The 25,199-nt window shown below is 63.4% G+C and carries 33 protein-coding genes; 16 read left to right on the forward strand and 17 right to left on the reverse strand.

Features of this window, described 5'->3' with window-relative positions; all coding sequences use genetic code 11:
• Position 1 precedes the first annotated feature (1 nt).
• The 4 genes from AC04SG_RS06395 to AC04SG_RS06410 all read right to left on the reverse strand — a co-directional run bounded on the left by AC04SG_RS06395 (position 2) and on the right by AC04SG_RS06410 (position 3,331).
• On the reverse strand, positions 2-1,267 hold the full coding sequence (locus AC04SG_RS06395; RefSeq protein ID WP_488550339.1) for a cysteine desulfurase-like protein: 1,266 nt from the start codon (positions 1,265-1,267) through the stop codon (positions 2-4).
• A gap of 52 nt (positions 1,268-1,319) precedes the next feature.
• Positions 1,320-2,387 (reverse strand): aldo/keto reductase, encoded by a 1,068-nt coding sequence (locus AC04SG_RS06400; RefSeq protein WP_488550340.1) that lies wholly within the window; start codon positions 2,385-2,387, stop codon positions 1,320-1,322.
• A 117-nt stretch (positions 2,388-2,504) separates the two neighbouring features.
• Positions 2,505-2,972 (reverse strand): hypothetical protein, encoded by a 468-nt coding sequence (locus AC04SG_RS06405; protein ID WP_112561460.1) that lies wholly within the window; start codon positions 2,970-2,972, stop codon positions 2,505-2,507.
• Between the two features lie 119 nt (positions 2,973-3,091).
• Positions 3,092-3,331 (reverse strand): hypothetical protein, encoded by a 240-nt coding sequence (locus AC04SG_RS06410; protein WP_488550341.1) that lies wholly within the window; start codon positions 3,329-3,331, stop codon positions 3,092-3,094.
• 48 nt (positions 3,332-3,379) lie between these two features.
• Here AC04SG_RS06410 and AC04SG_RS06415 point away from each other — a divergent pair, with 48 nt between their 5' ends.
• Positions 3,380-3,544 carry a hypothetical protein gene (locus AC04SG_RS06415; RefSeq protein WP_192253608.1) on the forward strand — a complete coding sequence of 55 codons (165 nt, stop codon included), beginning with the start codon at positions 3,380-3,382 and terminating at the stop codon, positions 3,542-3,544.
• A 58-nt stretch (positions 3,545-3,602) separates the two neighbouring features.
• On the opposite strand, the gene AC04SG_RS06420 is transcribed toward AC04SG_RS06415, so the two are convergent.
• The gene (locus AC04SG_RS06420) at positions 3,603-4,109 is read right to left on the reverse strand and encodes a DUF1993 domain-containing protein (RefSeq protein WP_488550342.1); all 507 of its coding nucleotides are present in this window, start codon (positions 4,107-4,109) and stop codon (positions 3,603-3,605) included.
• Positions 4,110-4,248: 139 nt separating this feature from the next.
• Between AC04SG_RS06420 and AC04SG_RS06425 the strand changes: the two genes are divergently transcribed.
• Positions 4,249-5,298, forward strand: coding sequence for a DUF1176 domain-containing protein (locus AC04SG_RS06425; RefSeq protein ID WP_488550343.1), 1,050 nt, complete (start codon positions 4,249-4,251; stop codon positions 5,296-5,298).
• 15 nt (positions 5,299-5,313) lie between these two features.
• Here the strand turns inward: AC04SG_RS06425 and AC04SG_RS06430 are convergent, their stop codons facing one another.
• The 7 genes from AC04SG_RS06430 to AC04SG_RS06460 are packed head-to-tail and all read right to left on the reverse strand — an operon-like array spanning position 5,314 to position 11,667.
• Positions 5,314-6,210, reverse strand: a complete 897-nt coding sequence (locus tag AC04SG_RS06430; protein ID WP_488550344.1) for an alpha/beta hydrolase — start codon at positions 6,208-6,210, stop codon at positions 5,314-5,316.
• Positions 6,211-6,242: 32 nt separating this feature from the next.
• On the reverse strand, positions 6,243-7,853 hold the full coding sequence (locus tag AC04SG_RS06435; RefSeq protein ID WP_488550345.1) for an NTP transferase domain-containing protein: 1,611 nt from the start codon (positions 7,851-7,853) through the stop codon (positions 6,243-6,245).
• On the reverse strand, positions 7,850-8,554 hold the full coding sequence (locus tag AC04SG_RS06440; RefSeq protein ID WP_352559747.1) for an XdhC family protein: 705 nt from the start codon (positions 8,552-8,554) through the stop codon (positions 7,850-7,852). Before AC04SG_RS06440 ends, AC04SG_RS06435 begins: the two co-directional genes overlap by 4 nt.
• 6 nt (positions 8,555-8,560) lie before the next feature.
• A complete protein-coding gene (locus tag AC04SG_RS06445) occupies positions 8,561-8,899 on the reverse strand; it encodes an XdhC family protein (RefSeq protein WP_203279346.1) in 339 nt (112 codons plus the stop codon).
• 44 nt (positions 8,900-8,943) lie between these two features.
• Positions 8,944-10,209, reverse strand: a complete 1,266-nt coding sequence (locus AC04SG_RS06450; RefSeq protein WP_488550346.1) for a vWA domain-containing protein — start codon at positions 10,207-10,209, stop codon at positions 8,944-8,946.
• A 4-nt stretch (positions 10,210-10,213) separates the two neighbouring features.
• Positions 10,214-11,143, reverse strand: coding sequence for an AAA family ATPase (locus AC04SG_RS06455; RefSeq protein WP_023711480.1), 930 nt, complete (start codon positions 11,141-11,143; stop codon positions 10,214-10,216).
• The gene (locus tag AC04SG_RS06460) at positions 11,140-11,667 is read right to left on the reverse strand and encodes a flavin reductase (protein WP_488550347.1); all 528 of its coding nucleotides are present in this window, start codon (positions 11,665-11,667) and stop codon (positions 11,140-11,142) included. Before AC04SG_RS06460 ends, AC04SG_RS06455 begins: the two co-directional genes overlap by 4 nt.
• A gap of 179 nt (positions 11,668-11,846) precedes the next feature.
• On the opposite strand from AC04SG_RS06460, the gene AC04SG_RS06465 reads away from it, so the two are divergent.
• On the forward strand, positions 11,847-12,917 hold the full coding sequence (locus tag AC04SG_RS06465) for a branched-chain amino acid ABC transporter substrate-binding protein (RefSeq protein WP_488550348.1): 1,071 nt from the start codon (positions 11,847-11,849) through the stop codon (positions 12,915-12,917).
• Complete coding sequence (locus tag AC04SG_RS06470; protein WP_488550349.1) at positions 12,917-13,936, forward strand: P1 family peptidase; 1,020 nt, start codon at positions 12,917-12,919, stop codon at positions 13,934-13,936. The genes AC04SG_RS06465 and AC04SG_RS06470 overlap by 1 nt, the downstream gene beginning before the upstream one ends.
• Positions 13,937-13,958: 22 nt before the next feature.
• Here the strand turns inward: AC04SG_RS06470 and AC04SG_RS06475 are convergent, their stop codons facing one another.
• A complete protein-coding gene (locus tag AC04SG_RS06475) occupies positions 13,959-14,213 on the reverse strand; it encodes a DUF2171 domain-containing protein (RefSeq protein WP_488550350.1) in 255 nt (84 codons plus the stop codon).
• A 137-nt stretch (positions 14,214-14,350) separates the two neighbouring features.
• Here AC04SG_RS06475 and AC04SG_RS06480 point away from each other — a divergent pair, with 137 nt between their 5' ends.
• Genes AC04SG_RS06480 through purB form a run of 3 tightly spaced genes read left to right on the forward strand, consistent with a single transcriptional unit; the run spans position 14,351 to position 16,964 of the window.
• A complete protein-coding gene (locus tag AC04SG_RS06480; RefSeq protein WP_488550351.1) occupies positions 14,351-15,076 on the forward strand; it encodes a DUF2259 domain-containing protein in 726 nt (241 codons plus the stop codon).
• Positions 15,077-15,132: 56 nt separating this feature from the next.
• Complete coding sequence (locus tag AC04SG_RS06485) at positions 15,133-15,597, forward strand: hypothetical protein (RefSeq protein ID WP_352559834.1); 465 nt, start codon at positions 15,133-15,135, stop codon at positions 15,595-15,597.
• Positions 15,598-15,656: 59 nt separating this feature from the next.
• Entirely contained in the window at positions 15,657-16,964 is a 1,308-nt protein-coding gene (gene purB, locus AC04SG_RS06490; RefSeq protein WP_488550352.1) for an adenylosuccinate lyase, read from the forward strand.
• 264 nt (positions 16,965-17,228) lie between these two features.
• Here purB and AC04SG_RS06495 read toward each other — a convergent pair whose 3' ends face one another.
• A complete protein-coding gene (locus AC04SG_RS06495; RefSeq protein ID WP_488550353.1) occupies positions 17,229-18,041 on the reverse strand; it encodes a VOC family protein in 813 nt (270 codons plus the stop codon).
• A 192-nt stretch (positions 18,042-18,233) separates the two neighbouring features.
• Between AC04SG_RS06495 and AC04SG_RS06500 the strand changes: the two genes are divergently transcribed.
• Complete coding sequence (locus tag AC04SG_RS06500) at positions 18,234-18,788, forward strand: RBBP9/YdeN family alpha/beta hydrolase (RefSeq protein ID WP_192253580.1); 555 nt, start codon at positions 18,234-18,236, stop codon at positions 18,786-18,788.
• A gap of 26 nt (positions 18,789-18,814) precedes the next feature.
• Here the strand turns inward: AC04SG_RS06500 and AC04SG_RS06505 are convergent, their stop codons facing one another.
• Together AC04SG_RS06505 and AC04SG_RS06510 are read right to left on the reverse strand one after the other, a co-directional pair.
• Positions 18,815-19,588, reverse strand: coding sequence for an HpcH/HpaI aldolase family protein (locus tag AC04SG_RS06505; protein ID WP_112561442.1), 774 nt, complete (start codon positions 19,586-19,588; stop codon positions 18,815-18,817).
• Between the two features lie 129 nt (positions 19,589-19,717).
• On the reverse strand, positions 19,718-20,038 hold the full coding sequence (locus AC04SG_RS06510; protein WP_352559758.1) for a DUF1476 domain-containing protein: 321 nt from the start codon (positions 20,036-20,038) through the stop codon (positions 19,718-19,720).
• Between the two features lie 47 nt (positions 20,039-20,085).
• Between AC04SG_RS06510 and AC04SG_RS06515 the strand changes: the two genes are divergently transcribed.
• From AC04SG_RS06515 to AC04SG_RS06545, 7 genes are all read left to right on the forward strand, one after another.
• Entirely contained in the window at positions 20,086-20,208 is a 123-nt protein-coding gene (locus AC04SG_RS06515) for a hypothetical protein (RefSeq protein ID WP_352559759.1), read from the forward strand.
• A gap of 105 nt (positions 20,209-20,313) precedes the next feature.
• Positions 20,314-21,108: a phosphoribosylaminoimidazolesuccinocarboxamide synthase gene (purC, locus tag AC04SG_RS06520; RefSeq protein WP_056594372.1), complete on the forward strand. Its 795-nt coding sequence runs from the start codon at positions 20,314-20,316 to the stop codon at positions 21,106-21,108.
• A 29-nt stretch (positions 21,109-21,137) separates the two neighbouring features.
• Positions 21,138-21,380: a phosphoribosylformylglycinamidine synthase subunit PurS gene (purS, locus tag AC04SG_RS06525; protein ID WP_023715988.1), complete on the forward strand. Its 243-nt coding sequence runs from the start codon at positions 21,138-21,140 to the stop codon at positions 21,378-21,380.
• A gap of 18 nt (positions 21,381-21,398) precedes the next feature.
• The gene (locus AC04SG_RS06530; protein ID WP_488550354.1) at positions 21,399-21,641 is read left to right on the forward strand and encodes a hypothetical protein; all 243 of its coding nucleotides are present in this window, start codon (positions 21,399-21,401) and stop codon (positions 21,639-21,641) included.
• Positions 21,642-21,649: 8 nt separating this feature from the next.
• Positions 21,650-22,318: a phosphoribosylformylglycinamidine synthase subunit PurQ gene (purQ, locus tag AC04SG_RS06535; RefSeq protein WP_352559761.1), complete on the forward strand. Its 669-nt coding sequence runs from the start codon at positions 21,650-21,652 to the stop codon at positions 22,316-22,318.
• Positions 22,319-22,362: 44 nt separating this feature from the next.
• Positions 22,363-22,773 carry a hypothetical protein gene (locus tag AC04SG_RS06540; RefSeq protein ID WP_203279350.1) on the forward strand — a complete coding sequence of 137 codons (411 nt, stop codon included), beginning with the start codon at positions 22,363-22,365 and terminating at the stop codon, positions 22,771-22,773.
• Positions 22,774-22,777: 4 nt separating this feature from the next.
• A complete protein-coding gene (locus AC04SG_RS06545; protein WP_488550355.1) occupies positions 22,778-23,422 on the forward strand; it encodes a Pr6Pr family membrane protein in 645 nt (214 codons plus the stop codon).
• Positions 23,423-23,437: 15 nt separating this feature from the next.
• On the opposite strand, the gene AC04SG_RS06550 is transcribed toward AC04SG_RS06545, so the two are convergent.
• On the reverse strand, positions 23,438-23,683 hold the full coding sequence (locus AC04SG_RS06550) for a DUF1127 domain-containing protein (RefSeq protein ID WP_488550356.1): 246 nt from the start codon (positions 23,681-23,683) through the stop codon (positions 23,438-23,440).
• Positions 23,684-23,776: 93 nt separating this feature from the next.
• Here AC04SG_RS06550 and AC04SG_RS06555 point away from each other — a divergent pair, with 93 nt between their 5' ends.
• Complete coding sequence (locus AC04SG_RS06555; RefSeq protein ID WP_488550357.1) at positions 23,777-25,189, forward strand: aminotransferase-like domain-containing protein; 1,413 nt, start codon at positions 23,777-23,779, stop codon at positions 25,187-25,189.
• Positions 25,190-25,199 lie beyond the last annotated feature (10 nt).

A 25,199-nucleotide genomic window follows, 5' to 3' on the forward strand; every position in this document is an offset into this window, starting at 1 on the left:
TTCAGCTACGCTGTTGCCTCAGCATGGCGACGACCCGGTGCACGCTTTCCAGCGTCTCGTCGATCTCCGCTGCCGAGTTGTAGTGCGCGATTCCGATGCGCACGACGCCTTGCTCGGCCGGAATGCCGAGCTGATGGACGATCTCCCAGGCGTAGTTGTGGCCTGACCACAGGAAGATGTTTTCGGCATTCAGCTGCCGCACGATCGTCTCCGGCACGATGCCGTCGACCGTGAAGGACACGGTCGGCACGCGCTCATTGACACGTGCAGGATCGGTGATGCCGCGGATGGTCAGGCCCTCGATGTCCGACAGGCCTTCAATCAGCCTCAGCGCCAGCGGATTCTCGTGGGCGATCGAGACTTCGAATGCCTTGGCAATCTTGCGTCTGCGCGAACCGCTCTCACCGGCGGCCGCGCCGAGATCGGCGAAATAGTCGACCGCGGCGGTCAGCCCGGCCATCAGCTCGATCTGCGGCGTGCCGAGTTCGAAACGCTCCGGCAGGCCGTTGGACGAGCAGCGGCATTTGTAGGGTTTCAGTGCGTCGATGACGTCGCGGCGGCCCCAAAGGATGCCCATATGCGGGCCGAAGAATTTGTAGGCGGAGCAGACCAGGAAATCGCAGCCGAGCTCCTGCACGTCGATCAGGCCGTGCGGCGCGAACTGCACGGCATCGACATAGACCAGCGCGCCGGCCCGTTTGGCGATCGCCGTCAGGGCCTTCACCCGGTTGATCGAGCCGGTGAGGTTGCAAGCGTAGTTCAGCGCGACGAGTTTTGTCTTGCTGGTAAGCAAAGCGCTGAGCGCCGTCTCCTCGACCTGCCAGCTCTTCTCGTCGAAAGGCAGGAAGCGCAGGACGAGGCCGAGGTCTTCGGCCAGTTGCAGCCAGGGCGAGACATTGCCCTCATGGTCCATGCGGGTGACGATGATCTCGTCGCCCGGCTTGAACCCGCGGCCGAGCGTGCGCGACATGTGATAGGTCAGCGTCGTCATGTTGGCGCCGATGATGATTTCTTCAGCGCTTGCCGCACCCAGGAAATCGGCCATCGCCGCATGCGCGTCGTCGACCACTTTTTGCGCCGCCACAGTCGTTTCGAAATAGCCGCCGAGATTGGCGTTGGTGGTCAAGAGACAGCGGGCCACCGCATCGGCGACCGCTTGCGGCACTTGCGTGCCGGCCGGATTGTCGAGATAGATGCGCCGGCGACCTTTGTCGGTCAGGTCCAGCGCCGGAAATTTTCTCCTGACGGTCTCTAGCGGAAAATCCATAACTGTCCCCTTCCCTTTGTCTTTGCTCGGCAATTCCGCCCGGACGGCTTGCCTATGGGCACGGATTGCCGACGCGCTGGTGGATCGCATCGACGGCCTTCTGCATCTCGTCGGTCCACGTCACGTCCGCTGAAGACAGCGCCATCTCGAGCTGCGCAATCGTCGTCGCGCCGATGATGCTGGAGGTAACAAATGGCCGGCTGGCGACATAGGCATTGGCAAACAGCGCCGGTTCGAGGCCGAAGGAGCGCGCCAGCTCATTGTATTCGAGCTGCGCCTCGGCGGCATTCGGCGTCTCGTAACGCTGGCCGCGGTTGAACAGCTGTGAGCGCGAGCCTTGCGGGCGCGCGCCATGGTCGTATTTGCCGGTGAGATAGCCTTGCGCCAGCGGCGAATAGGCGAGAAAGCCAACCTCTTCGCGTTCGCAGACCTCGGCGAGGTTCACCTCAAAGGTGCGGTTGACGAGATTGTAGGCGTTCTGCAGCGAGACGACGCGCGGACCGAGGCCCTTATCGGCCTCGGCGATGAAGCGCATGACGCCCCAGGAGCTTTCGTTCGACAGGCCGAGATGGCGGATCTTTCCCGCCTTCACCAGCTCCTCGAAGACGGCCAGTGTCTCGGCGATCGGCGTCTCGCCGGCCGACGCGCCAACGGCGTCGGCGCGGCGCGGCGTGGCGCCGACGCGGGTCGGGTTGGCGCCCCAGGGGATGTCGCGTTCCGGCCAGTGGATCTGGTAGAGATCGAGATAGTCGGTGCCGAGCTTGGCCAGCGATTTGTCGATGGCGTCAAAGATGTCGGCGCGCACCAGTTTTGACGGCCGGTCGCCACGAAACCAGCGGTTGGCGGTGCGGCCGACCACTTTCGAGGCGAGGATGACCTTGTCGCGATTGCCCTTGGCCTTCATCCAGCTGCCGATGAACCTCTCCGTCCGCCCCTGCGTCTCCTCTTTCGGCGGGATCGGGTAGAGCTCGGCGGTGTCGATGAAATTCACGCCGCGCTCAAAGGCCAGATCCATCTGCGCATGCCCTTCGGCCTCGGTGTTCTGCTGGCCCCAGGTCATCGACCCCAGGCAGATCTGGGTAACAAGAAGATCGGTCCGACCGAGACGGCGTTTGTGCATGGAATTTCTCCGGCGGGAATTTTTGCGCGGCTGCGCGGGAAGGAAGCCACACCATAGGCAAAGCAGAGGCGCTCTCCAAGCCTCAGCCGACCGACTTTTGTGCGAGCCCTGGAAAAGTCAGCGCCGGGCGCCGGCCACCGCGCGCCGCTTGGCTTCGTCGATCAGCATGTTGGCGACCTGCATGCGGATCATGGCGCGCTGGCGCAGATGCGGCGCGACGCGATCAGGATGATTGGCAAAGGCAAAGCTGCGGCGCATGCGGCCGAGATCGGCGTTCTTGACGGGATGATCGAGACCGAGCTCGACGGCGATCGCCTCGGGATCGATCGGCGGCAGTCTTTCCTCGGGCTTTGCTTCCTCGCCGGCCAGTGCCAGCTTGGCCTGGTCGAGAAGTGCGGCGAATTCGGCGGCAAGATCGGACCCAGACTCGCGATATTCGGCGGTGAAGGTTTCGCCGGAGACCTTGATGCGGCCGGAATGAAGCTCGTCGGCCACGGACAGATAGTCGAACGGGATCGACGGCCGCGCGCCTGTCTCCTCACCAGCCTCGTCCTTGTCGGAGGCGACGAACAGATCGTCGAGCAAGGAAGCGAAATCCCGCTTGGCGCCGATGTCAGCCTCCCCCTCGTTTTGCGCATGTGAATAGAGCCAGCCGCACCATAGAACCGGCTCGTTAAAAATGAATGCCACTGATCTTAACCAGTTTAGGCGTTCGCCAGACTTGCGCGGGCCGCCTGATGGTGCGGGAAGCTCAACAAAAAGCCGGACTGCACTTTCACGCAGCCCGGAAAATTCGCCAGGAGTGGCGAGGAAAAGCCGGCCATGTGCCAGCGTCTACGCATACGGTCGGCATCAGCCAAAAGTTTCAACCAATGAGCTGATTGTGCCGGAAAGAAATCGCCTGGCATGGCTGCCATGCAAATGCTGCACTGCACAATCTTCATATTTTCCCTATATTCGGTGCCGTGGAGGGTCAACTAAGGGGCCGAATCATGGGGTTCTTCACTGAAATGTTTGCTCGTCCGCGTCCGCAGGAGCATCAGCGTTACCGCTCGGCACTGGCTTTGCTGCATTCGATGAGCAACGCCGACCGCGCCGACGTCGGCATCAAGCCGGCCGATTTCCCGCGCATCGCGCGCGAAATGTCGATGCGCTGAACCAGCGCAAGACGAGGTTTCCCGGCAGCGACCGGGAAACCTCGAAACGTCGAATTCCTCAACGATTGCCGAGGTAGGCACCCTTGGTCAGCGGCACGCCGTTGTGGCGCAAGATGTCGTAGGCCGTCGTGACGTGGAAATAGAAGTTGGGCATGGCGACATGCAGCAAATACTGCAGTCCGGGCATCGAAGCCTCGCGCTGGCCAAACTTCAATTCGACGATCCTGTCATCCGAGCCATCGAATTCGGTGACCGAGAACGACGCCAGAAGCTCGAGCGTCTTGGCCAGGCGCGCCTGAAGCTCGGCGAAGGTCGCTTCATTGTCCTCGTATTTCGGCACGTCGCGGCGGGCCAAGCGCGACGGCGCGCCCTTGGCGTGGTCGGTTGCGACCTGCACCTGCCTCACCAGCGCGTACATGTCCGGCGCCAGCCTTGCGGTCAAAAACACCTGCGGGTCGATCTTGCGGTCGGCCGCGTTCTGTTCGGCAGTCGACAGCACGGTTGAGAGCGCCTTCAGCCTGGCCGAAAACACCGGCACCGAGGCCTCGTACATCGATATCGTCATCTTGATTCTCCCTGCGGCCCGAGCGCCGAAGGCGCGACCTAGCGCTTTCGCCGACGATTGTTCAAGCCACTGCAGCCATGCGTCACCGCGCCGCCGCAATCAGTGTGGTAGAATCTTCGTTACCGTGCGGAGATTCCCGATGAAGCGCATCTTTCTCGCAGCAGTTGCACTCTTCTCCCTTGCCACGATACGCCAAGCCGCGCTGGCAGCCGAAGACACACCCGAAGTGCCCTACGTCGACGACCGATCAAGCGCCGAGGCCGTGATCCGCTCGCTCTACAACGCCATCAGCCGGCACGAATTCGCGCGCGCCTGGGGCTATTATGGCGATACAAAGCCGGCAAAGGATTTTGACACTTTCGTCAAGGGCTATGACGGCACCGACAAGGTCGATGTTGAAACCGGCGACGTTTCCGATGAGGGCGCGGCCGGCAGCATCTATTACAGCGTCCCGGTCGCCATCCGCGCCACCGACAAGGACGGCAACGAGGCGGTGTTCGCCGGCTGCTACACGCTGCGCCAGGTCAATGCCCAGGTCCAGGCCCCGCCGTTCCAGCCGCTCTTCATCGACAAGGGTGCACTGAAGCCGTCCAAGGCCGATTTCGAGGAGGCGCTGCCGGCAAGCTGCGGCGACGGACCGCCGCCGCCAAAGAAGGATATCGCGCTCGAACAGGCCAAGAAGGCTTTCCTGGCGACTTATGGCGACCAGTGCGACAAGCAATTTCTCGGCGAGGAGCCGAACGCTTTTTCGATCAAATACAAGGACAAGGATGCGGCTGAAGGCGATCCCGACAAGGAGACACGGCTTTTCGAATTCTCCTGTTCTGCCGCTGCCTACAATACCGCCTCGGTCTACTACATGACCGACGCGCTTGGCGGCGTGCTGCAGCTGCAGTTCGCCGAACCGGAACTGGATATCCGTTACGAGAACAACGACAGCGACGGCAAACTGCTCGGTGTGACCGTCACCGGCTTCCACACGACCGGCTGGGCGACCAATCCCGAATATGACGAAGAAACCAGGACGATCCGAACGTTCAACAAATGGCGTGGTGTCGGCGATGCCTCCGACAGCGGCACCTATCTGTTCCGCAACGGTGATTTTTCGCTGGTCCAGTACGACGTGGACGCGTCCTATGACGGCGAGGAAAACCCGCAGACGGTGGTCGACTACAACACCGCGCCTTGATCGATTGCCATCGGCTCAGGGCGCTTTCGACAGCATCCAGTTCAGCGTTTCGCGCCAGTCGACCATGCGGATCGGCGTGCCGTGGGTGCCCGTTTCAAAACGGACGAAGTGTGTCGGATAGGGATAGGCTTTCGAGTTCGCGATGATCGAGCGGAAGAAGGCTTCCTGCTTCTCCACGGGAAAGACCGGGTCCTTGCTGCCCTGGCCGAAAAAGACCGGTACATGGCGCCTGTAGGCCGGGCTCGACAGGAAACTTTCATCCCATAGCGAGCCGAGCAGCAGCAGCCCGTTTATGCGCCGTCCCGTATCGTTGCGGCCGGCCAGCTTCCAGCACAGCGCGCCGCCCATCGAGCCGCAGGCGACGAAGATTTTTGCGTCCGGCGAGGCCTCGGCATAATGGGCGATCAGTGCGGCGACCTGGGCTGCGCCTTTGTCGCCGAAATCCGTGAAATCCGGTGACAGATAGAGGCCGCCATTGCCGGCCATCAGGTTCTTGATGCGGTTGAAATTGCCGCCGAAGGTGAAGTCGTCGACGCCCTGCTTGCGGCTGCCGCCCTGCCCGTGCAGGTAGAGCACGATGATGCCGGCGCCCTCGGTCCTGCCGACGGCGACATGCCTGACATCGCCGGCATCGGTCTTCAGCATCAAATCCTGCTGCACCTTGCGCACGCCGGTGTCGGTATACTGCGCGTGCACGCGCTTTTCCGGCACCTCGTCGCGGGCATTGATGTCACGCATCTCGCGGTAGTCGATGACCGTGTAGGCGCCCTTGTCCGTGGACGAGAGCGTCGCCGGATAGGCGAAGAGGTCGTCCTTGTAGGGTTTTAATTCGAGGGCATCGGCGTTGGCTGCGGACAGCGAAAGCGCGATTGCGCTCAGCAGCGCGCGGGAGAGTTGGAAGCGAAGAGCCATCCCTCAGCCATGCGTTTTTCAGCTTCGGTTTGTCAATCCTGCAGCACGCCGCCGGCGTCTTCCAGCGCCTCGCGGGTGTCGACATCGATCGATGCGCCGTCGCCGATCTCGACGTCGACCACATCAAGCCCTTCGGCTTCGACCAGATGGCGGGCGCCGGTGTCGCCTTCGAGATGGGCGATGGCTGGAAACAGCGCGCGCGGCAAAAGCACCGGATTGCCGCGGCGGCCGTCATGCGCGGCGCGCACGACAGAGCGGCCCTCGGCCTTACGGAAGGCCTCGATCAGCCTGTCGAGATCGGCCGAGGAGATGCCCGGCATGTCGCCGAGGACGATCATCGCACCGCCGGCATCGGCTCCAACCCGTGCGATGCCGGCTTTGAGCGACGAGGAGAGGCCGTCGGCGAAATCCGGATTGTCGGCGAAGATCACGTCCAGGCCAGCCAGGGCCTGGCGCACCCGCTCGCGCTGATGGCCGGTGACGACAATGGTGCTGGATGCCTTCGAACCAAGCGCGCGTTCGGCGGTGCGGCGCACCAGCGGCTTGCCGTCGAACAGCGCCAGAAGCTTGTTGGACCCGCCCATGCGGCTGGAACGGCCGGCGGCGAGAAGCACGATCTCGACCTTCAGCCCGGCTCTCGCCGGCAACGGCTCGCGCGGCTGCGGCCGGGTCGGGATCTCCATCAGGAGTCCTCCGACACCCATGCCGGCGATATCCCTGGCGGTCACGTCGAGCCCGGCGATCAGCCGGTCGAGCACCCAGTCGAAGCCGTTCTCCTTGGGGCTGCGGGCACAGCCCGGCGCGCCGATGACGCGCTTGCCATCAAGCGTGCCGAGCACCAGCAGATTGCCGGGATCGACCGGCATGCCGGCGCGGATGACCGTGCCGCCAGCCCTCTCGATTGCCGCCGGAACGACATCGGCAAAATCGCTCATCGCCGAAGCGCCGAAGATCACCACCATGTCGTTGTCGCGCGCCAACGCGGCCGCGGCCTCGGCGACGGGCGCAACCTCGTGCGGCGTGCGGCGCTCGGCGGTCAGCCGGGCGCCGGAGCGCGCCAGCCGCGCCTCGGTGACGCGCAGCGTCTTGTCGAGGACGCTGGCCTTGATGCCCGGCAGCACCGTCTGGATGACGCCGATGCGCACCGGCTGGTAGGCATTGACGGCGAAGATCTCGCCGCCTGCGCAGATTTTTACCACCGCATCGACCAGGGCCGAGGCAACGGCGAACGGGATGATCTTGACCGTCGCCACCATCTGGCCCTTCTCGACCGGGGCGTGTTGCGCCAGCGTGGCGATGGTCATGGTCGGATCGACGGCGTTGATGGCGTCTATCATTGCGGCGTCGACGGTGAAGACACCGGCCGACTTGGCATGGAGGTTGACGCGGCCGGTTGCAGCCGGTTTAGCTTCGATGTTGCGGTGGCGCATGCTTGCGGCGATCTGCTCGGCCGCCGCATCCTCGCTGAGATCATCGGCTGCAAGCACCGCCGCGACGATCTCGGCAATACCGGCTGCTTTCAGCGCCGAGACGTCCTCGGCGCTCAGCCTGTGCGCCTTGCGGAAACGTCGCTCGCCGGCCGTGGTGGCATGCGCCAGCACCGCGCCTTCGGCCTGGTCGATCGGAACCGGCCCGAATTTCACGCCGCAGCGCCTTTCGCTTCAAGACCGCGCGAGCGAAAGGCGTGGATGGTCTGCGCCAGCACGGCAACAGCAATTTCAGCCGGGCTGGCGGCACCGATGTCGAGGCCGATCGGCGCGTGAATGCGGCCGATCTGGTCGGCGCTGGCGCCCAGCGCCAGCAGGCGCTCGACGCGCTTGGCGTGGGTTTTGCGGCTGCCGAGCGCGCCGATATAGAAGCAATTGGCATCGAGTGCCGCCTTCAGCGCGAAATCGTCGATCTTCGGATCATGGGTAAGGGCGGCGAGCGCCGTGTAGCTGTCGAGCGGTTGGCGCTTCAGCACATCCTCAGGCCATTCGGCATGCAGCGCGACATCGGGAAATCGGTCCGGCGTGGCAAAGGCGGTACGCGGATCGACGATTTCGAGGGGATAGCCGGCGATCTTTGCCATGGGCGCCAGCGCCTGGCTGATATGGACGGCGCCGATCACCACCAGGCGCGGTTGCGGCAGATGCGCGTTGAGAAAGAAGGTCCGTCCCTCTGCCTCGATCGAGCCCGAACTGCCCGACCGAAACGCCTTGGCGATCGCTTGCCCGAGTTCGCCGGCGACAGAATCGCCCTCGCGCACGATGCGGTCGCGGCCGTCGCCGAGATCGGTGACCAGAATCGCGGCGCGGCGGGCGCGGCGTTCTGCATTCAGTGTTTTGAGGGCGTAGGGATCCATCAGCGGTCAGCCCAGTCTTTCCACATAGACCTTGATGCGGCCGCCACAGGATAGGCCGACCTGCCAGGCGGTTTCGTCGGCAACGCCGAATTCCAACATCCTGGCTTTGCCGGAATCGATGACGTCGATCGCCTCGCTCACCACGGCACCCTCGACGCAGCCGCCGGAGACCGAGCCGTGGAAATTGCCTTCGGCATCGATGACCAGATGGCTGCCGACAGGCCTCGGCGCCGAACCCCAGGTCTCGACCACGGTGGCAATGGCGACATCCTTGCCATCCTTCATCCAGCCTTCCGCGATGATCAGCGGGTCGCGGGCCTCATCGAGATAGATGCTGTTGTCCATGATCGCTTCTCTCAGAGTCTGTTTTTGCAGAAGTAAACATATGGCTATGCTGCGCGCCTGATGCCAGCTTCCAGCCAGCGGCGCGGATCGACCGAAGCAGCCGATTTCTTGTCCAGCGAGGCGCAGAGGTCGGCCAGCGCATCGAGATTGTGCACCGAGCGGAACTCATCGACATGCGGCAGCATCGCCTTGACGCCCCGGGCGCGGGCCTCGAAGCCGTCGAAGCGCAGCAAGGGGTTCAGCCAGATCAGCCGCCGGCAGGATTTGTGCAGTCGCTCCATCTCTTCCGACAGGCCGGTGACATCGTCGCGCTCCAGCCCGTCGGTGATCAAAAGCACCACCGCGCCCTGCCCCAGCACACGGCGCGACCACTGCTTGTTGAACTTGGCCAGCGTGTCACCGATGCGGGTGCCGCCGGACCAGTCCTTGACCGCCGCCGAGCAGTCGGCAAGGGCGGCATCGGGGTCGCGATGGCGCATCTGCCGGGTCAGATTGGTAAGCCGCGTGCCGAAGACGAAGGTGTGCACGCGCCGGCGCTTGTCGGTCAGCGCATGCAGGAAATGCAGGAAGATGCGCGTGTACTGGCTCATCGACCCGGAAATATCGGCGAGCACGACCAGCGGCGGATGCACCTCACGGGCCGAGCGGAATTTCGGCAGGATCAAGTCGCCACCAGTGCGCGCGGCCGACCGCATCATGGCGCGCGGATCAATGCGGCGGCCATGCGGGTCGGCCTTGAACCGCCGCGTCCGCACCATGTCGAAGGGCAGTCGCAGCTGGGCGATAGCCTTCTTGGCTTCGGCCATCTCGGCGGCGTCCATCTGGGCAAAGTCCTTGCCGCGCAGCACCTCGTTGCCGGAGAAGCTGAAGCGAGCGTCGACTTCGAACTCAGGGATTTCCTTGACCGGCCGGTTCTTATGATGGCCTTCGAACATCGCCTGGCTGACGCGGTTCTCGGCCGCGCGGGGTTTTTGCTTCTCCCTGGTGTCGGGCGCCACCGGCGAAAACATCGCCAGCAGCTTTTCGATCAGTTCGCGCGATTTCCAGAACAGCCGGAAGGCTTCGTCGAAGACAGGATGATCCTCGTGCCTGGACACCAGCACGGCATGCAGCGTCCAGTAGAAATCGTCGCGAGAGCCGATGCCGGCGGCGAGCACCGCCTCGATCGCATCCTTGACCGAGGCCGGCCCGACGCGCATGCCTGATTTGCGCAAGGTGCGGGCGAAATAGACGATGTTGTCGGCTATGCGCCCGTCTTCCGTCGCCTCTCTGGGGTCGGCCACTTTGGGGTAGGCACCCGGCGCCTTCACTATCCTACTCCGCCGCCGCAAGCTCGGCCTTGACCTCGTCGAGGATGCGCCGGCCCTCGCCCGCGCCGATGCGGGCAATGTCGTCCTGGTATTTCAGCAAAACGCCGATTGTGTCGGATACGGTCTCGGGGTCTAGCGCCACCTTGTCGAGTTCGGTCAGCGCGCCGGCCCAGTCGATGGTTTCGGCAACACCCGGCGCCTTGAACAGCTCGACCTGGCGCAATTTCTGGATGAACGACACCACTTCGGCTGAAAGCCGGCTGTTGGCTTGCGGCACCTTGCGGCGCACGATCTCCAGCTCGCGCTCGGCGTTGGGATAGTCGACCCAATGATAGAGGCAGCGCCGCTTCAGCGCGTCATGGATTTCGCGGGTGCGGTTGGTGGTGATGATGACGATCGGCGGTTCCTCCGCCTTGATCGTGCCGAGCTCGGGCACCGTCACCTGGAAGTCGGACAGGATCTCGAGCAGGAACGCCTCGAAAGCCTCGTCGGTGCGGTCGAGCTCGTCGATCAGGAACACCGGGGCAGCACCGGCCTTGCCGGTCAGCGCATCGAGCACCGGGCGGCGGATCAGGTATTTTTCGGAGAAGACATTGCGCTCCATGTCGGAGCGGTCGACCGAGCCTGCCGCCTCCTCCATACGAATCTCGATCATCTGCGCGGCGTAGTTCCACTCGTAGACAGCGGAGGAGACGTCGAGGCCTTCATAGCATTGCAGGCGGATCAGCCGGCGGCCGAGCGCCTGCGCCAGCACCTTGGCGATCTCGGTCTTGCCGACGCCGGCCTCACCTTCGAGGAACAGCGGCCGCTGCATACGCAGCGAAAGGAACAGGACCGTTGCCAGCGAGCGGTCCGCGACATAGTCCGCACCGGTCAGGAGATCGAGCGTTTCGTCGATCGTCCGCGGCGCGGGGCGCGGTTTCAGCTCGGTCATTCTTTCTCCGTTGACGCCTCTGCTCCGTTTTCCAGCACGTGGTAGTCGCGGGCGTGGTAGATCAGCGGCCGCAAATTATCGCCCATGCGCAGACCTGTCACCTTGCCAAAAAGCACACGATGGGTGGCGAGATCCTTGGTGTCGATCAATTCGCAGTCGAAAACGGCGAGAGCGCCTTTAAGCGTCGGCGCACCGGTCGATATGACGTCCCACTCGCCGAGCGCAAAACGCGCACCGGACGACAGGCCGGTCAGGCCTGAAAACGCCACCGATAGCGGCTGCTGGTGCGAAGCCAGTGTGTTCAGCGCAAACCGGCCGTTTTGCACGAAGAGCTCGTTCTTGGCATTTTCGCGGTTGAGACAGACGAGAACCGTCGGCGGCGTGTCCGACACCGAGCAGGCGGCGATCACCGTCGTGCCGCGCTTGCCGGCGGGACCGTCGGTGGTCACCACATGGACGTGACCGGCAAAATGCGCCATCGCGTCGCGATAGGCCTGCGGCCCTATGTCGTTCAACTTCAGCACCGATGATTTTCCATAAGCAGAAACCCAAGCGTTATATATGGCGGCACACAATAGGCCACAAGCGAAGTGCTTGACGCCAATCCGCAAATTCGCGTGTTGCGCCTGGGGCGGGCAGCCTTTAGGTCTTGGCGCAAGAGACGCTGGAAGCATGCGACCGGCACGGAGGAATTCTCGTAGGAATGCGACCCCTAACAGCTGTAATAGCGGCACTGCTCTGGCTGTTGCCGGCAAGCGCAGGCGCTGAGACGCTGCTAGTCGGCGTCGCCGCGCCCCTGTCCGGTCCGTCGGCGATCCTCGGCAAGCAGATAGAGGCCGGCGCTGGCCTGGCAGCTGAAGCCAACGGCGCCGAGATCAAGACGGTTGATGATGCCTGCACCGCCGATGGCGGCGCTGCCGCCGCCAGGGAATTCGCCGCTGCGAAGGTCAACATCATCGTCGGCTTCCTCTGCACCGAGGCAATCCAGGCGGCGCTGCCGATCCTGAAGGACGCCAACATACCAGTCGTCACTGTCGGCGTGCGCACCGAAAGCCTGACCGATCGCCGCGCCAAGACCGGCTGGCCGGTCTATCGGCTGGGGCCGCGGGGCGACGACGAACGCAATGCGGTGGCCGCCATCCTCACCCGGCTGTGGCAGAACGAACTGTTCGCCATCGTCGATGACGGCACCATCTATGGCCGCGAAATCGCCGAGACATTGCGGGCAGCAGCCGAGCAGGCGGCGCTGAAGCCGGTCTTCACCGACACGTTCCGGCCGCAACTCGACAACCAGATCGGGCTGATCGGACGCCTGAAGAAGGCGGGCGCGACGCATGTCTTTGCCGGCGGCGACGGCGACGACATCGCGATTATGGGCCGTGACGCCGGCCAGCTCGAGGCCGGCGTCACCTTTGCCGGCGGCGAGAACTTGCGCACGCCACCCGGTGACGTGCCTTACGCCGTCGGCACGCTGATGATCGCGCCGCCGGAATGGGCCGATGTCGCCGATCCCAAGGTGTTGGCCGCCTTTGCCGCCAAAAACCTTGCGCCGGAAGGCTATACGCTACCAGCCTACGCTGCGGTGGAGATCGCCAAAGCAGCCTTGGCAGCCTCCGAGACCTCTGGCAAGCCGCTGGCCGACGCGCTGACCGCGCATGATTTCACCACAGCGATCGGTCCGCTGCGGTTCGACGACAAAGGCGATCTGACCCGAAACCTCTATCGCGCCTTCCGCTTCGACGGGACGCGTTTCGTGCCGGCGGAGACAAATTGATGTTCCGCACCGGGCCGCGCAATCTGATCACCGATGTCTCCGGCCTGCGGGTCGGCAACGCCAGCGATGCCAGGCTGAAATCGGGCGTTACGACCGTGCTGTGCGACGACCCGGCGGTCGGAGGCGTGCAGATCCTCGGCGGCGCGCCCGGCACGCGCGAGACCGATTTGCTCGAGCCGCATAATTCCATCGAGGCGGTGCATGCCGTGGTGCTTTCGGGTGGCTCGGCCTTCGGCCTCGACGCCGCCTCGGGCGTGCAGGCGGCGTTGCGCGAAAAGGGCATCGGCGTCGATGTCGGCGGTTTTCGCGTGCCGATCGTGCCGGCGGCGATCCTGTTCGACCTGCGCAATGGCGGCGACAAGGATTGGGGTCGCTATCCGCCCTACCGCGACCTCGGCTATGAGGCGGCGCAAAATGCTGTCACCGACTTTCCGCTCGGCACCGTCGGCGCCGGTACCGGCGCGCTCAGTTCCGGGCTGAAGGGCGGCCTGGGCTCGGCCTCGACCGTGCTCGACAGCGGCGTCACCATCGGCGCGCTGGCCGCCGCGAACCCGACCGGCTCGGTGACGATAGCGCGGACGCGTTATTTCTGGGCCGCACCGTTCGAGATCGGCGATGAGTTCGGCGGACTTGGCTATCCCTCGCCAATGCCGGGCGACGCCAGGCGGATCCTTTTGAAATACCGCGACAGGCGTGTGGGTGGGACCGGCGAGGCCGGCGGCAACACCACCATCGCCGTCATTGCCACCGACGCCGTGCTGACCAAGGCGGCGGCCAAACGGCTGGCCATATCGGCGCATGACGGCTTCGTGCGCGCCATCTGGCCGGTGCACACGCCGGCCGACGGCGACCTGGTGTTCGCGCTGGCAACCGGCAAGAGTGGTATCGAGCTTGGCGCCGACGATGCCGTCGACTTCTTTGCCGCCGCCGGCGCCACCATGGCGCGTGCCATCAGCCGCGGCATCCATGCCGCGACGCCGGCCGATGGCGATCTGTTTCCGGTGTGGTCCTCGCGCTGAATTGCCGATCAGGTACCGCAGATCAGGTCGGGTCGGATTTTTCTTCCTCGAAGCTGACCGCAACGTCCGAATTCGCCGACAGCCAAACTTTTTGGCCATCGACCTCGGCCAGCAGACTCAGGGGAATGTAGTGGTGGTGGCCTTTGTGCCGACCCATGCCGCTGTCGGCCTTGGTCAGCTTGATCCGGTCGCCCTCGACCTTGTCGACGGTGCCGAGATGAACGCCGTCGGCGCCGACCACTTCCATATGTTCGCGAATCTTGCTGGCCTCGGTCATGGGGAGTTCTCCTTTTGAAAGCGATCGACGATAACAAACAGAGGCGCAATTGGATGCATCGCCTTTTGCATAGCACGATGTTTTGACTGTCTCATGATAGGGAACGATCGAACCATGGCGGCCGGAGCGGAACCCCGATGCGAAATCTTGTCCTGATTGGCGTTTGCCTGCTGGTGCAGCTGGCATCTGGCATCGCCGCCCGGGCGGGCGATGTCGCCGAACTCGAGATCCTCGGTTTTACCAAGGATGGCGGTGTCTTCGCCTTCGAGGAATACGGCGTCGCGGATGGATCGGGCTTTCCCTATGCCAACCGCTACTACATCGACACCGCCGACGACACCTTCCTGAAAGGCACGCCGATTCGTGTCCGGCTGGAGGACGAGAACACCTCGCTGGACGCGGCCCGCCTCCAGGCAAGGCAGAAGGGCGAAGTCATCATTGCCCAGGCAGAACTTGCCGCGAACCGCGGCATCACCGCCGGCTTCAACCCGGTGACCGAATTGTCGGCCGACCCGTTCCGCATGGTGGTCAACCCGCGGCCGATCTTCTCGCCGGTCGACCCGCCGCTGGAATTCCGGCTCGACGAGATCGGCATGAACAATACCGCGGGCTGTGAGAGCCAGGGCGAGATCAACGGCTTTCGCCTGCTGCGTATCGAAGCCCGGGATGGCGGCCAGACGCATCTTCTGCATGAGGACAAATCGATCCCGAAAAGCCGCGGTTGCCCGAACGGCTACCGGATCGGCGCGGTTCAGACATTCTCCTTGGACAGCATCAGCGCCTATGCGGTGCTGATCGCGGTGCGCCAATACGGCTTCGAGGGGCCGGATTTCCGCTGGATCGCCGTGACCGGCCGCCTGTGACAGCGCTCGATCAACCCGGCTGGCGCCAGCGCGCCGGCAATCGCCTCCGCCGCGCGGTGCCGTCGACGGTCGCAGCGCTTCTCGGCGCCTTGCTGTGGGCCGTGGCGATGGGCGCTAGCGCACTGACCGGGCTTTGGCTCGACAATTGGGAAACGCCGGAAAAGATCCGCTTCGTCGTCCTGCTCTATGCCATGGGCGCAGCACTTGCCTTCCCCTTCGGCCTGTTTGCGGCGCGGCTGCTCTCGCTCGGCCGGCCGTCGGAAGTGGCGTTTGCCGCCGCCTTCATCTGCCTGCTTGCCACGACACTCGCCTTCACTGGCGGGCTGTTTGCCCTGCAATACCGCTCCTACTACGCCGAATGGCACGCCGAGGCTTTCACCGTCCTCTGGGCGTTCGAACTGGTGTTCACCTCACTGACGGCGCTCTATCAGTTCGTGGTGCTGGGCGTGCGGCTCTATTTTCCACTCGGATTCATCGCGCTTGCCGTCGCCAGCGTGTGGTTTGCGCACCAGCAGCGTTGAGCATTTGGTCCGCCTCTGTTAGGAGGCGGACTTAACCACCGACATATCAGGACTGACGGATGATCCCTCGCTATTCCCGGCCGGAAATGGTCGCCATCTGGTCGCCGGAAACCCGCTTCCGCATCTGGTTCGAAATCGAGGCCCATGCCTGCGATGCGCTGGCTGAGTTGGGCGTCATCCCCAAGGAAGCTGCCAAGACCATCTGGGAAAAGGGCAATGCGGCCAAATTCGATGTCGGCAAGATCGACGAGATCGAGGCCGTCACCAAGCATGACGTCATCGCCTTCCTGACCCATCTCGCCGAATTCGTCGGGCCGGATGCGCGTTTCATCCACCAGGGCATGACCTCGTCGGACGTTCTCGACACTTGCCTTGCGGTGCAGCTCAGCCGCGCCAGCGACATATTGCTCGCCGATCTGGATGGCCTGCTCGCCGCGCTGAAGCGCCGCGCCTTCGAGCACAAGGACACCGTCACCATCGGCCGCAGCCACGGCATTCACGCCGAGCCGACCACCTTCGGCATCAAGCTGGCGCAAGCCTATGCCGAGTTCTCGCGCTGCCGCGAGCGACTGGTGCACGCGCGGGAGGATATCGCGACCTGCGCCATATCGGGCGCGATCGGCACCTTTGCCAACATCGACCCCTATGTCGAAGAGCATGTGGCTAAAAAGCTGGGGCTGAAGCCGGAACCGGTGTCGACGCAGGTCATCCCGCGCGACCGCCACGCCACGTTCTTCGCCACGCTTGGCGTCATCGCCTCGTCGGTCGAGCGGCTGGCGACCGAGATCCGCCATCTGCAGCGCACCGAGGTGCTGGAAGCGGAAGAGTATTTTTCGCCGGGTCAAAAAGGCTCGTCGGCCATGCCGCACAAGCGCAACCCGGTGCTGACCGAAAACCTCACCGGCCTTGCCCGCATGGTGCGCTCCATGGCGCTGCCGGCGATGGAGAATGTGGCGCTCTGGCACGAGCGTGATATCTCGCACTCGTCGGTCGAGCGCATGATCGGACCGGACGCCACGGTGACGCTGGATTTCGCGCTGTCGCGGCTGACCGGCGTCGTCGACAAATTGCTGGTCTATCCCGACAACATGCTGAAGAACATGAACAAGTTCCGCGGCCTGGTGCATTCGCAGCGCGTGCTTTTGGCGCTGACGCAGGCCGGCGTATCACGCGAGGACGCCTACCGTCTGGTACAGCGCAACGCCATGAAGGTGTGGGAACAAGGCGCTGATTTCCTTGAGGAACTGTTGGCCGACCAGGAGGTCACCGCAGCGCTCCCCGAAGCCGAGATCCGCGAGAAATTCGACCTCGGCTATCACACCAAGCATGTCGACACGATCTTCAAGCGGGTTTTTGGGGAAGCTTAGCTTCCTTCTCCCCGTCACTATACGGGGAGAAGGTGCCGGCAGGCGGATGAGGGCGCGCGAACTTTTGCGATGATCGAAACCGCTCACGCGTGACAACCTCAGAACGTTTGCGCTGCCCCTCATTGCCCTGCCGGACGTTCGTCATTCGAAAAGCCAAGCAATTGGCTTTTCGTCCGCTTCGCGGACCATTCCTCAACTCCCCGTATAGTGACGGGGAGAAAGACGATTTCACCGCCGCTTTCGCCAACCGCCAACGTTGTCTAATCACGCCTTGCCGGGAACCGTCCTGATCACCGTGCCCCACGGATCCTCGCGGCTCGTTTCCTTGGTCACATTGTCCGACCGCATCTCGACCCAGGCCAGGCCCGAGCGAGACGGGTCGCGGCGGCCGGCACCTGAACTGTGCCAGGCATTGGCCCCGATATGATGGTGGTAGCCGCCGGACGACAGGAACACGGCCTGACCGCCATATTTGGCGACCGTGTCGAAGCCGAATTCCTGGTGCCACCAGGCCTCGGCGTCCTCCGGCCTGCCGACGCGCAGGTGGACATGGCCGACTATGCTGTTTTGCGGCGCGCCCTGCCAGCCGGCGTCGCCGGCCGGCACGCTGGCGGCCACGGCGGCCAGATTCAGCCGCTCGGTCGCCATGGCGATCTTGTCGCCGTTCCACTTCCACTCCTCCGGCAGGCGGTCTCTATAGATTTCAATGCCGTTGCCTTCGGAGTCAGTCAGGTACAGCGCCTCGCTGACCAGATGGTCGGAGGCGCCCTCGATGCGGATCTTGTTGGCGGCGGCGTGGTTGATCCAGCGGCCGAGATCGGCGCGGCTGGGCAGCAGGAAAGCGGTGTGGAACAGGCCGGCGCTGCGCTGGTCGTCTGGCTTGGCCGCCGCGTCAGGCTCGATGACCAGCAACGGGCGATCGGCGGCGCCCAGCGTGATCGCGCCGTCGGCACGGCTCAACTCCTGCAGGCCGACAACGGCACGGTAATAGGCGGCGAGGCCCTCGGCGTCGCGCGCCTTCAGGCCAACGCGTGACACACTGACGGGGGTAGTCGCAGCAAAAGGCAGTTCGCTCATAAAACTCTCCATTCGGCGCACTGTCCAAGGCGCCTCAGCAATTCTGTCGATGGTCCAGATCTGACATCTGAGATCGTCTATCCCGATCGTTCACACAAGACGGAAAGAATCGAACAGGTTGTTCACAATTGTGATGCATCGCATTGCATCGACATGGTTGCACGAGACGGAGCCGCTCGCTATCTCAGCGGCATGAAAGTCAAAGACGCAGATATCTTGATCGTGCCGGGCTACACCAATTCAGGCCCGGAACACTGGCAGACACGCTGGCAGTCCAAACTGTCGACGGCGCGCCGGGTCGAGCAGGCCGAATGGTCGAAGCCGGTGCGCGAGGACTGGACAGCGAGCGTGGCGAACGCCGTCAACGAAGCCGAGCGGCCGGTGGTGATCGTTGCCCATTCGCTGGGCGTGGCAGCCGCGGTGCAGGCCATTCCGCAATTCAGGAAGCCGGTCGCCGGCGCATTTTTTGTCGCGCCTCCCGATGTCGCCAATCCGGAGATAAGGCCGAGGCACCTGATGACCTTCGGCCCCTATTCGCGCGAGCCGCTGCCCTTCCGGTCCATCGTGATCGCCAGCCGCAACGATCCGTTCTGCGCCTTCGAGGTTGCCGAGGACATTGCCGGCGCCTGGGGTTCTCTGTTCATCGATGCCGGCGAAACCGGTCACCTCAATGAGGACGCCGGCTTCGGCCCGTGGCCCGAGGGATCGATGACCTTCGCCAAGTTCCTGACCGACCTCAAGGCCTGACCGGCTCAGAGGCAAGGCACTAAGCCTTAGCCCTTGATCGAATCGTTCATGCTCTTGATCAGGGTTTTTGCGCCGAGTGAAATCAGCGCGTGGTCCGAGCCCATCGCCAGCAGCCGGTAGCCCATCGCCACGACGCGGCCGGCTATCGCCGGCTCGACGACGTAGATGGCGGCATGCTTGCCAGCCTTGCGTGTCCGCTCCGCGATGGAGGCGACGGTTTCCATCATGCTTTCCAGCGTCGAGTTGATGGTGGCACCGTTCGACCAGGCGATCGAGAAATCCGATGGACCGAGGAAGATGCCGTCAATGCCGGGCGTATCGAGAATGCCGTCCAGCGCATCGAGCGCGGCGCGCGTTTCGACCATGGCGAAGGCCATGGTGCGCTGATTGGTGTCGCGCAGCCACTCGGCATGGTCGCCCTTGCCGTGGCGCGGAAAGGCATAGGTCGGACCCCAGGAGCGTTCGCCGAGCGGCGGGTATTTCATCGCGGCGGCGAACAGCTTTGCATCGGCCACCGAGTTCACCATCGGCGCAATCACCGCCTCGGCGCCGAAATCGAGCGCACGACTGGCCATGTCGAAGCGGCCAACCGGAATGCGCACCAGCGCGGGCTTGTTGGCGGCGAGCACCGGCACCAGGCCGCGCAAGACCGAGTCTTCGTGGTGTCCGCCATGCTGCATGTCGAGCGTGACGGCATCAAAACCCTGCTTGGCGATGATTTCGACCGTCAAGGCGTCCGGAACCCCGGACCAGGCGGTGAACAGCGTTTCATCCGCCGCCAGGCGTGATTTCAGGGACATCGGCGCTTTTCCTTGTTGGCACGGGCCCTTCAGCAGGCCTGCGCACAGTTTCAGCCGGAAAAGGCTGAAAAGGCAAAGAAAAACCGCCCGGCTGGGCCGGGCGGTCGATTGGTCCAGAAGTGGCTGGAATCAGGTGTTTTTGATCTGCTCGATCGCCTCCGCCATCAATTCATCCATGGTGCGACGGATCTGATGGTCGGACTGGTCGACGCCGGCGGCGTCGAAATCCTTGCGGATCTTGCGGAACACGTCGTGATCGCCGGCTTCCTCAATGTCGGAAACAACCACTTCCTTGGCATAGGCGTCAGCGTCAGCGCCGGACTTGCCCAGCTTTTCGGCGGCCCACAGGCCAAGGGCCTTGTTGCGGCGTGCGGAGGCCTTGAAGCGAAGTTCTTCGTCGAAGGCGAATTTGCGCTCAAAACCCTCTTCGCGGTCTTTCATGCTGCTCATGGCTTCCCTCCGGTGAAATCGATTCGCGTTGGCGGTGGATATGTGTGTTGCCGCAGCACAAACCAAAAGGGCGCGGGTCGGTCAATATGCTACATCACTTGCTGCGCTGCGGCATTTCATTCCTGAAAGCGGTCAACGAGAAGGATTTGCCGATTGAGCAAACGCCGTGATTGGGATAGACCCGGCATTGAACCCACCCGTCGCCGCACTAATTTAGGCAGACGGACAGGAACTGGTCGCTCGCCGCCTGCCCGCAAATCCAGAGAAAAAATCAGATGAAAAATCGCCGCCGCATTTATGAAGGCAAGGCCAAGATCCTCTATGAGGGACCAGAACCGGGCACGCTGATCCAGTTCTTCAAGGATGATGCCACTGCGTTCAACAAGAAGAAACACGAGGTCATCGACGGCAAGGGTGTGCTCAACAACCGCATTTCCGAGTACATTTTCAATCATCTGAACCGCATGGGCATTCCGACCCATTTCATCCGTCGGCTCAACATGCGCGAGCAATTGATCAAGGAAGTCGAGATCATTCCGCTCGAAGTGGTGGTGCGCAATGTCGCCGCCGGTTCGCTGTCCAAGCGTCTCGGCATCGAGGAAGGCACCGTTCTGCCGCGCTCGATCATCGAATTCTATTACAAGGCCGATGCACTCGACGACCCGATGGTGTCGGAAGAGCACATCACCGCCTTCGGCTGGGCGAGCCCGCAGGAGATCGACGACGTCATGGCGCTCGCCATCCGCGTCAACGACTTCCTCTCCGGCCTGTTCATGGGAGTCGGCATCCAGCTCGTCGACTTCAAGATCGAATGCGGCCGCCTGTTCGAGGGCGACATGATGCGCATCGTCGTTGCCGACGAGATTTCGCCCGATTCGTGCCGGCTGTGGGACGTGGCAACGCAGGACAAGCTCGACAAGGACCGTTTCCGCCGCGATATGGGCGGCCTCGTCGAAGCCTATCAGGAAGTCGCCCGCCGCCTCGGCATCATGAACGAGAACGAGCCGCCGCGCCCGACCGGCCCGGTGCTTGTCGCCTCGACCGAAGGCATCAAAGGCAAGCCGCACTAAACCCATACTCGAACAGGAACCTGTCCAGCATGATCAAGGCCCGCATCACCGTCACCCTCAAGAACGGCGTGCTCGACCCCCAGGGAAAAGCCATAGAGCACGCCCTGTCCGGATTGGGCTTCGGTGGCGTCGGCCAGGTACGGCAGGGGAAGGTGTTCGATCTCGAGCTTGCCGAGACCGACAAGGCCAAGGCCGAGGCAGATCTGAAAGCCATGTGCGACAAGCTGCTGGCGAACACGGTGATTGAGAACTATAGTGTGACGCTTACCTGAGGTTGTAGCGGAGGCACTATGGCGGAAGTCACGAACGAGCTGATGCTCGAGCTTCTCAGAAGCATAGATCAACAAATCGGTGAGCTTTCTCAGGACTTTTCCGAAATGACGTCCGAGCTCGGTTCGATTCGTGGGCACCTCATTGCCACGGAGGCCGATTTGAAGAACATTTGTGGCGTGCTGACTCGTCAAGATGCGAGTCTGGAACGCATAGAACGACGTCTTGATCCGCACCAATTCCCTGAGAACCAAAGGCCCTAGGAACCAAAATGAAATCCGCAGTCGTCCTCTTGCCCGGCCTCAACCGCGACCGCGACATGATTGCGGCGCTGACCAAGATTTCCGGAACAGCGCCGGCGACCGTCTGGCAGACCGACACCGAAATCCCTGATGTCGATCTGATCGCCATTCCCGGCGGCTTCTCTTTCGGCGACTATCTGCGCTGCGGCGCCATTGCCGCGCGCATGCCGGTGATGCGGGCGGTGGCGGAAAAGGCGGCCAAGGGCGTCATGGTCATTGGCGTCTGCAACGGGTTCCAGATCCTGGTCGAGGCCGGCCTGCTGCCCGGTGCGCTGATGCGCAATGCGTCCCTGAAATTCGTCTGCCGGCAGGTGAAGCTCGAGATCGCCAACGCCAACACCATGTTCACCCGCCGCTACCAGCCGGGTCAGATCATCCGCACGCCGGTGGCGCATCATGACGGCAACTATTTTGCCGATGCCGACACGCTTGCCCGCCTCGAAGGCGAAGGACAGGTGGTGTTTCGTTATGCCGAAGGCACCAACCCCAATGGCTCGATCAACGACATTGCCGGTATCATCAGCGAAAAAGGCAATGTGCTCGGCCTGATGCCGCATCCGGAGAACCTGATCGAGGCCGCGCATGGCGGAAGCGATGGCCGCGCGCTGTTCGAAGGCGCGCTCGGCATCGCCGCCTGATATCCTTTTTCGAAATTCCTTTCAAAGCGCGGGGGCGGCTGACCATGAGACTGACGATTGCCCGGATGGCTCTCCTGACCGCCGCCGGCTTGGCGTTGGCGTCCTGCCAGTCCAGCCCGAAGAGCGCGCCGGCGCCTGCGGGCAAGAGCGCTTCGCTGCTCGCCATGGAACAGGTGGCGATATCAGCCCACAAATGCTGGATCGCCAGCAAGGATCCGGCCTTCAAGTCGTACCAGATGGCCAATGAGCTGAATTCGTTCAGCGGCACGCCACGCTTCCTGCTGGTTCCTGCCAAGCATTATGGCGGCAAGCCCTTGCTGGTCGTCCAGGCGCAAGGCAATTCCAGCCGCATCGACGTGTTCGGTCCGCTGATGGACGATCCGCTCGGCGCTCGCATCGGCTCCGACATTGCGCGCTGGCAGACGGGCAATCCCTCGTGTAACGCGGCCGCCTGACGCCATGGGCCGCTTCCTGCAGATTGCGGGATTGGTCATTGGTCTGGCCGGGCTTGTCCTGCAAGCCTGCATCACCATCCCGGCGTCGATGGAAGCTGGCCGCAGTTTTCTCGGCTCGATCATCTTTCTGTTCGGCTTCTTCACCATCCTGACCAACATCGGCGCAGTGCTGGTCCACACCTCGCTGCTGTCACCCAGCGGCTATGCCTGGCTGCCCGCCTTTGCCGGACCGCGGATGCGCGCAGGCGTCGCGGTTTCCATTGCGCTGGTCTTCATTGTCTATGCCACGGTTCTGGCCCAGCTCTGGCAGCCGCAGGGCCTGTTTCTATTCTGCGACGTGCTGCTGCACTATGTGACGCCGGTGCTGTTCGTGCTGTGGTGGCTGGTGGCGGGCGCCGACGGCAGGACACACTGGAGCGACATCTCCTGGTGGATGACCTATCCGATCGCCTATCTCGCCTATGCGCTGGCGCGGGCGCCGATCGCGGGCGAAGTGCCCTACCCGTTCCTGGACGTTGCGAAAAACGGCGTGACCAGCGTCGCGCTTGCGGCGCTGGTCGTCACCGGGGTTTTTCTGGTGCTGTGCATTCTCGCCGTGCTTGCCGACAAGGGCGTCTCACGCCTCAGGGCACCGGGCGTCCGTCGCTGACTGGACGGTCCCGGGTCAGTCCCAGAAGCGCCGGATCCCTTCGCGGTAGGCGTCGGAACGCGATACACCGATATCTTTAAGCTGCTCGTCGGTCATTTCCAGCAGGACCAAGCGGCCGCGACGGCGCTCGATCAGCGCGTCGATCTGATGCGCCAGCGACCTGACCACCTGCACGATGCGGCTGACAAAGCCTCGCCGGCCCGACGGGCGCGGCCCGACCAGTTCAATGCCCGCGCAGCGGATTGTCTCTGAGGTATCCATTGTCTTTCTGCCAAGGTTGCAAATTGTACCCATTTCGGTACGGCGCTGATATGTATTGACTCCTAATTCGGTGCAATATACAAAATTGTCACCATGACAAATTGGCTTCCTGACCTCACCACCGGTTCCGGCCCGCTCTATCAGCGCCTTGCCGACAGCATTGAGGCGGATATCGACAAGGGCATCATCGACGCCGGAGCAAAATTGCCGCCGCAGCGCGATCTCGCCTATGACATCGGCACCACGGTCGGCACGATCGGCCGGGCCTATCAGTTGCTGCGCGAGCGAGGGCTGGTGAGCGGCGAGGTCGGACGCGGAACCTATGTTCTGGCCCAGCAATCGGAAGCGGCGAGCCCCGAATTCGCCGAGCCCGCCGTGCAAGGCACGCGCTATGTCGATGCGCCGCCCGGCAAATTGCGCTTCGACAGCACGGCCGCGCCCGATATCGGCCAGGGCGCCATTGTCGCCGACATGCTGCAGCGCACGGTGCAGGATCACCCGCATGAGATTTCCAGCTACACCAGGGATTTTCCGGAGCGCTGGTTCGAGGCCGGCGCCCGCTGGCTGTCGCGCAATTCGTTCCGCCCGGCGGCCGAGACCATCGTTCCCACGCTGGGCACCCATGCCGCTGTCATGGGAGCAATCGCGGCGCTGACCACGCCCGGCGACTATGTCGCCTTCGAGCACCTCACCTATTCGCAGATCGCCCGCAGCGCCGGGCTGATCGGGAGGCGTGTTGCACTGGTGGCATCGGACGAAGAAGGTCTCGATCCCGAGGATTTTGAGCGTGTCTGCGCGCAAAAGCACCCGAAAATGATCTTCCTGATGCCGACGGTGCAGAACCCGACACTGGCGATCCTGTCGGTTTCGCGTCGCGAGGCGATCGCGCGCGTCGCGCGCGAGTACAATGTCATCCTCATCGAGGACGATCTCTATGGCGGTCTGACCGAGGACCCGACGCCGCTCATCGCCGAATATGCGCCCGAGCGCACCATCGTTGCCGGTGGCCTGTCGAAATCGGTCGCCGCCGGCGTCCGCGGCGGCTGGCTCTCCTGCCCGCCCGCCTATCGCCATCGCATCCGCGTCGCCCACAAGATGATGACCGGCGGCATGCCGTTCCTGCTGGCGGAGGTGAATGCGCGGCTGGTGCTGTCCCGGCAGGCCGGCGATATCCGCCGGCGCAGCATCGCCGAAATCGCCGCCCGCATCGCCATCGTGCGCGAGACTCTGGCCGGCTTCGCCTTCAAGTCACACGACAGCGTGCCCTTCGTCTGGCTCACCTTGCCCGACCCCTGGCTGTCCGGCACCTTCCGTAGTGCATGCCTCGAAAATGGCGTGCTCCTCGACGACGAGGACGAGTTCAAGGCGGGGCGCTCCGAGCAGGTTTTCCACGGTGTTCGTTTCGGCGTTTCGCAGCCAAGGCGGCGCGAGGACATTGCCGGCGGCGTCGCGGTGATCCGGCGGCTGCTGGAGGAAGGCCGCGCCGGCTACGATAGGTCTTCCTGAACCCCGTTGA

The sequence above is a fragment of the Mesorhizobium sp. CNPSo 4684 genome (assembly GCF_057784315.1).

What these genes read in the sequence shown, in the direction of transcription:
- AC04SG_RS06395 (WP_488550339.1), bottom strand. Translation starts at nt 1,267, where the DNA reads ATGGATTTTCCGCTAGAGACCGTCAGGAGAAAATTTCCGGCGCTGGAC.
- AC04SG_RS06400 (WP_488550340.1), bottom strand. Translation starts at nt 2,387, where the DNA reads ATGCACAAACGCCGTCTCGGTCGGACCGATCTTCTTGTTACCCAGATC.
- AC04SG_RS06410 (WP_488550341.1), bottom strand. Translation starts at nt 3,331, where the DNA reads ATGAAGATTGTGCAGTGCAGCATTTGCATGGCAGCCATGCCAGGCGAT.
- AC04SG_RS06415 (WP_192253608.1), top strand. Translation starts at nt 3,380, where the DNA reads ATGGGGTTCTTCACTGAAATGTTTGCTCGTCCGCGTCCGCAGGAGCAT.
- AC04SG_RS06420 (WP_488550342.1), bottom strand. Translation starts at nt 4,109, where the DNA reads ATGACGATATCGATGTACGAGGCCTCGGTGCCGGTGTTTTCGGCCAGG.
- AC04SG_RS06425 (WP_488550343.1), top strand. Translation starts at nt 4,249, where the DNA reads ATGAAGCGCATCTTTCTCGCAGCAGTTGCACTCTTCTCCCTTGCCACG.
- AC04SG_RS06430 (WP_488550344.1), bottom strand. Translation starts at nt 6,210, where the DNA reads ATGGCTCTTCGCTTCCAACTCTCCCGCGCGCTGCTGAGCGCAATCGCG.
- AC04SG_RS06440 (WP_352559747.1), bottom strand. Translation starts at nt 8,554, where the DNA reads ATGGATCCCTACGCCCTCAAAACACTGAATGCAGAACGCCGCGCCCGC.
- AC04SG_RS06445 (WP_203279346.1), bottom strand. Translation starts at nt 8,899, where the DNA reads ATGGACAACAGCATCTATCTCGATGAGGCCCGCGACCCGCTGATCATC.
- AC04SG_RS06455 (WP_023711480.1), bottom strand. Translation starts at nt 11,143, where the DNA reads ATGACCGAGCTGAAACCGCGCCCCGCGCCGCGGACGATCGACGAAACG.
- AC04SG_RS06465 (WP_488550348.1), top strand. Translation starts at nt 11,847, where the DNA reads ATGCGACCCCTAACAGCTGTAATAGCGGCACTGCTCTGGCTGTTGCCG.
- AC04SG_RS06470 (WP_488550349.1), top strand. Translation starts at nt 12,917, where the DNA reads ATGTTCCGCACCGGGCCGCGCAATCTGATCACCGATGTCTCCGGCCTG.
- AC04SG_RS06475 (WP_488550350.1), bottom strand. Translation starts at nt 14,213, where the DNA reads ATGACCGAGGCCAGCAAGATTCGCGAACATATGGAAGTGGTCGGCGCC.
- AC04SG_RS06480 (WP_488550351.1), top strand. Translation starts at nt 14,351, where the DNA reads ATGCGAAATCTTGTCCTGATTGGCGTTTGCCTGCTGGTGCAGCTGGCA.
- purB (WP_488550352.1), top strand. Translation starts at nt 15,657, where the DNA reads ATGATCCCTCGCTATTCCCGGCCGGAAATGGTCGCCATCTGGTCGCCG.
- AC04SG_RS06495 (WP_488550353.1), bottom strand. Translation starts at nt 18,041, where the DNA reads ATGAGCGAACTGCCTTTTGCTGCGACTACCCCCGTCAGTGTGTCACGC.
- AC04SG_RS06500 (WP_192253580.1), top strand. Translation starts at nt 18,234, where the DNA reads ATGAAAGTCAAAGACGCAGATATCTTGATCGTGCCGGGCTACACCAAT.
- AC04SG_RS06505 (WP_112561442.1), bottom strand. Translation starts at nt 19,588, where the DNA reads ATGTCCCTGAAATCACGCCTGGCGGCGGATGAAACGCTGTTCACCGCC.
- AC04SG_RS06510 (WP_352559758.1), bottom strand. Translation starts at nt 20,038, where the DNA reads ATGAGCAGCATGAAAGACCGCGAAGAGGGTTTTGAGCGCAAATTCGCC.
- purC (WP_056594372.1), top strand. Translation starts at nt 20,314, where the DNA reads ATGAAAAATCGCCGCCGCATTTATGAAGGCAAGGCCAAGATCCTCTAT.
- purS (WP_023715988.1), top strand. Translation starts at nt 21,138, where the DNA reads ATGATCAAGGCCCGCATCACCGTCACCCTCAAGAACGGCGTGCTCGAC.
- AC04SG_RS06530 (WP_488550354.1), top strand. Translation starts at nt 21,399, where the DNA reads ATGGCGGAAGTCACGAACGAGCTGATGCTCGAGCTTCTCAGAAGCATA.
- purQ (WP_352559761.1), top strand. Translation starts at nt 21,650, where the DNA reads ATGAAATCCGCAGTCGTCCTCTTGCCCGGCCTCAACCGCGACCGCGAC.
- AC04SG_RS06540 (WP_203279350.1), top strand. Translation starts at nt 22,363, where the DNA reads ATGAGACTGACGATTGCCCGGATGGCTCTCCTGACCGCCGCCGGCTTG.
- AC04SG_RS06545 (WP_488550355.1), top strand. Translation starts at nt 22,778, where the DNA reads ATGGGCCGCTTCCTGCAGATTGCGGGATTGGTCATTGGTCTGGCCGGG.
- AC04SG_RS06550 (WP_488550356.1), bottom strand. Translation starts at nt 23,683, where the DNA reads ATGGATACCTCAGAGACAATCCGCTGCGCGGGCATTGAACTGGTCGGG.
- AC04SG_RS06555 (WP_488550357.1), top strand. Translation starts at nt 23,777, where the DNA reads ATGACAAATTGGCTTCCTGACCTCACCACCGGTTCCGGCCCGCTCTAT.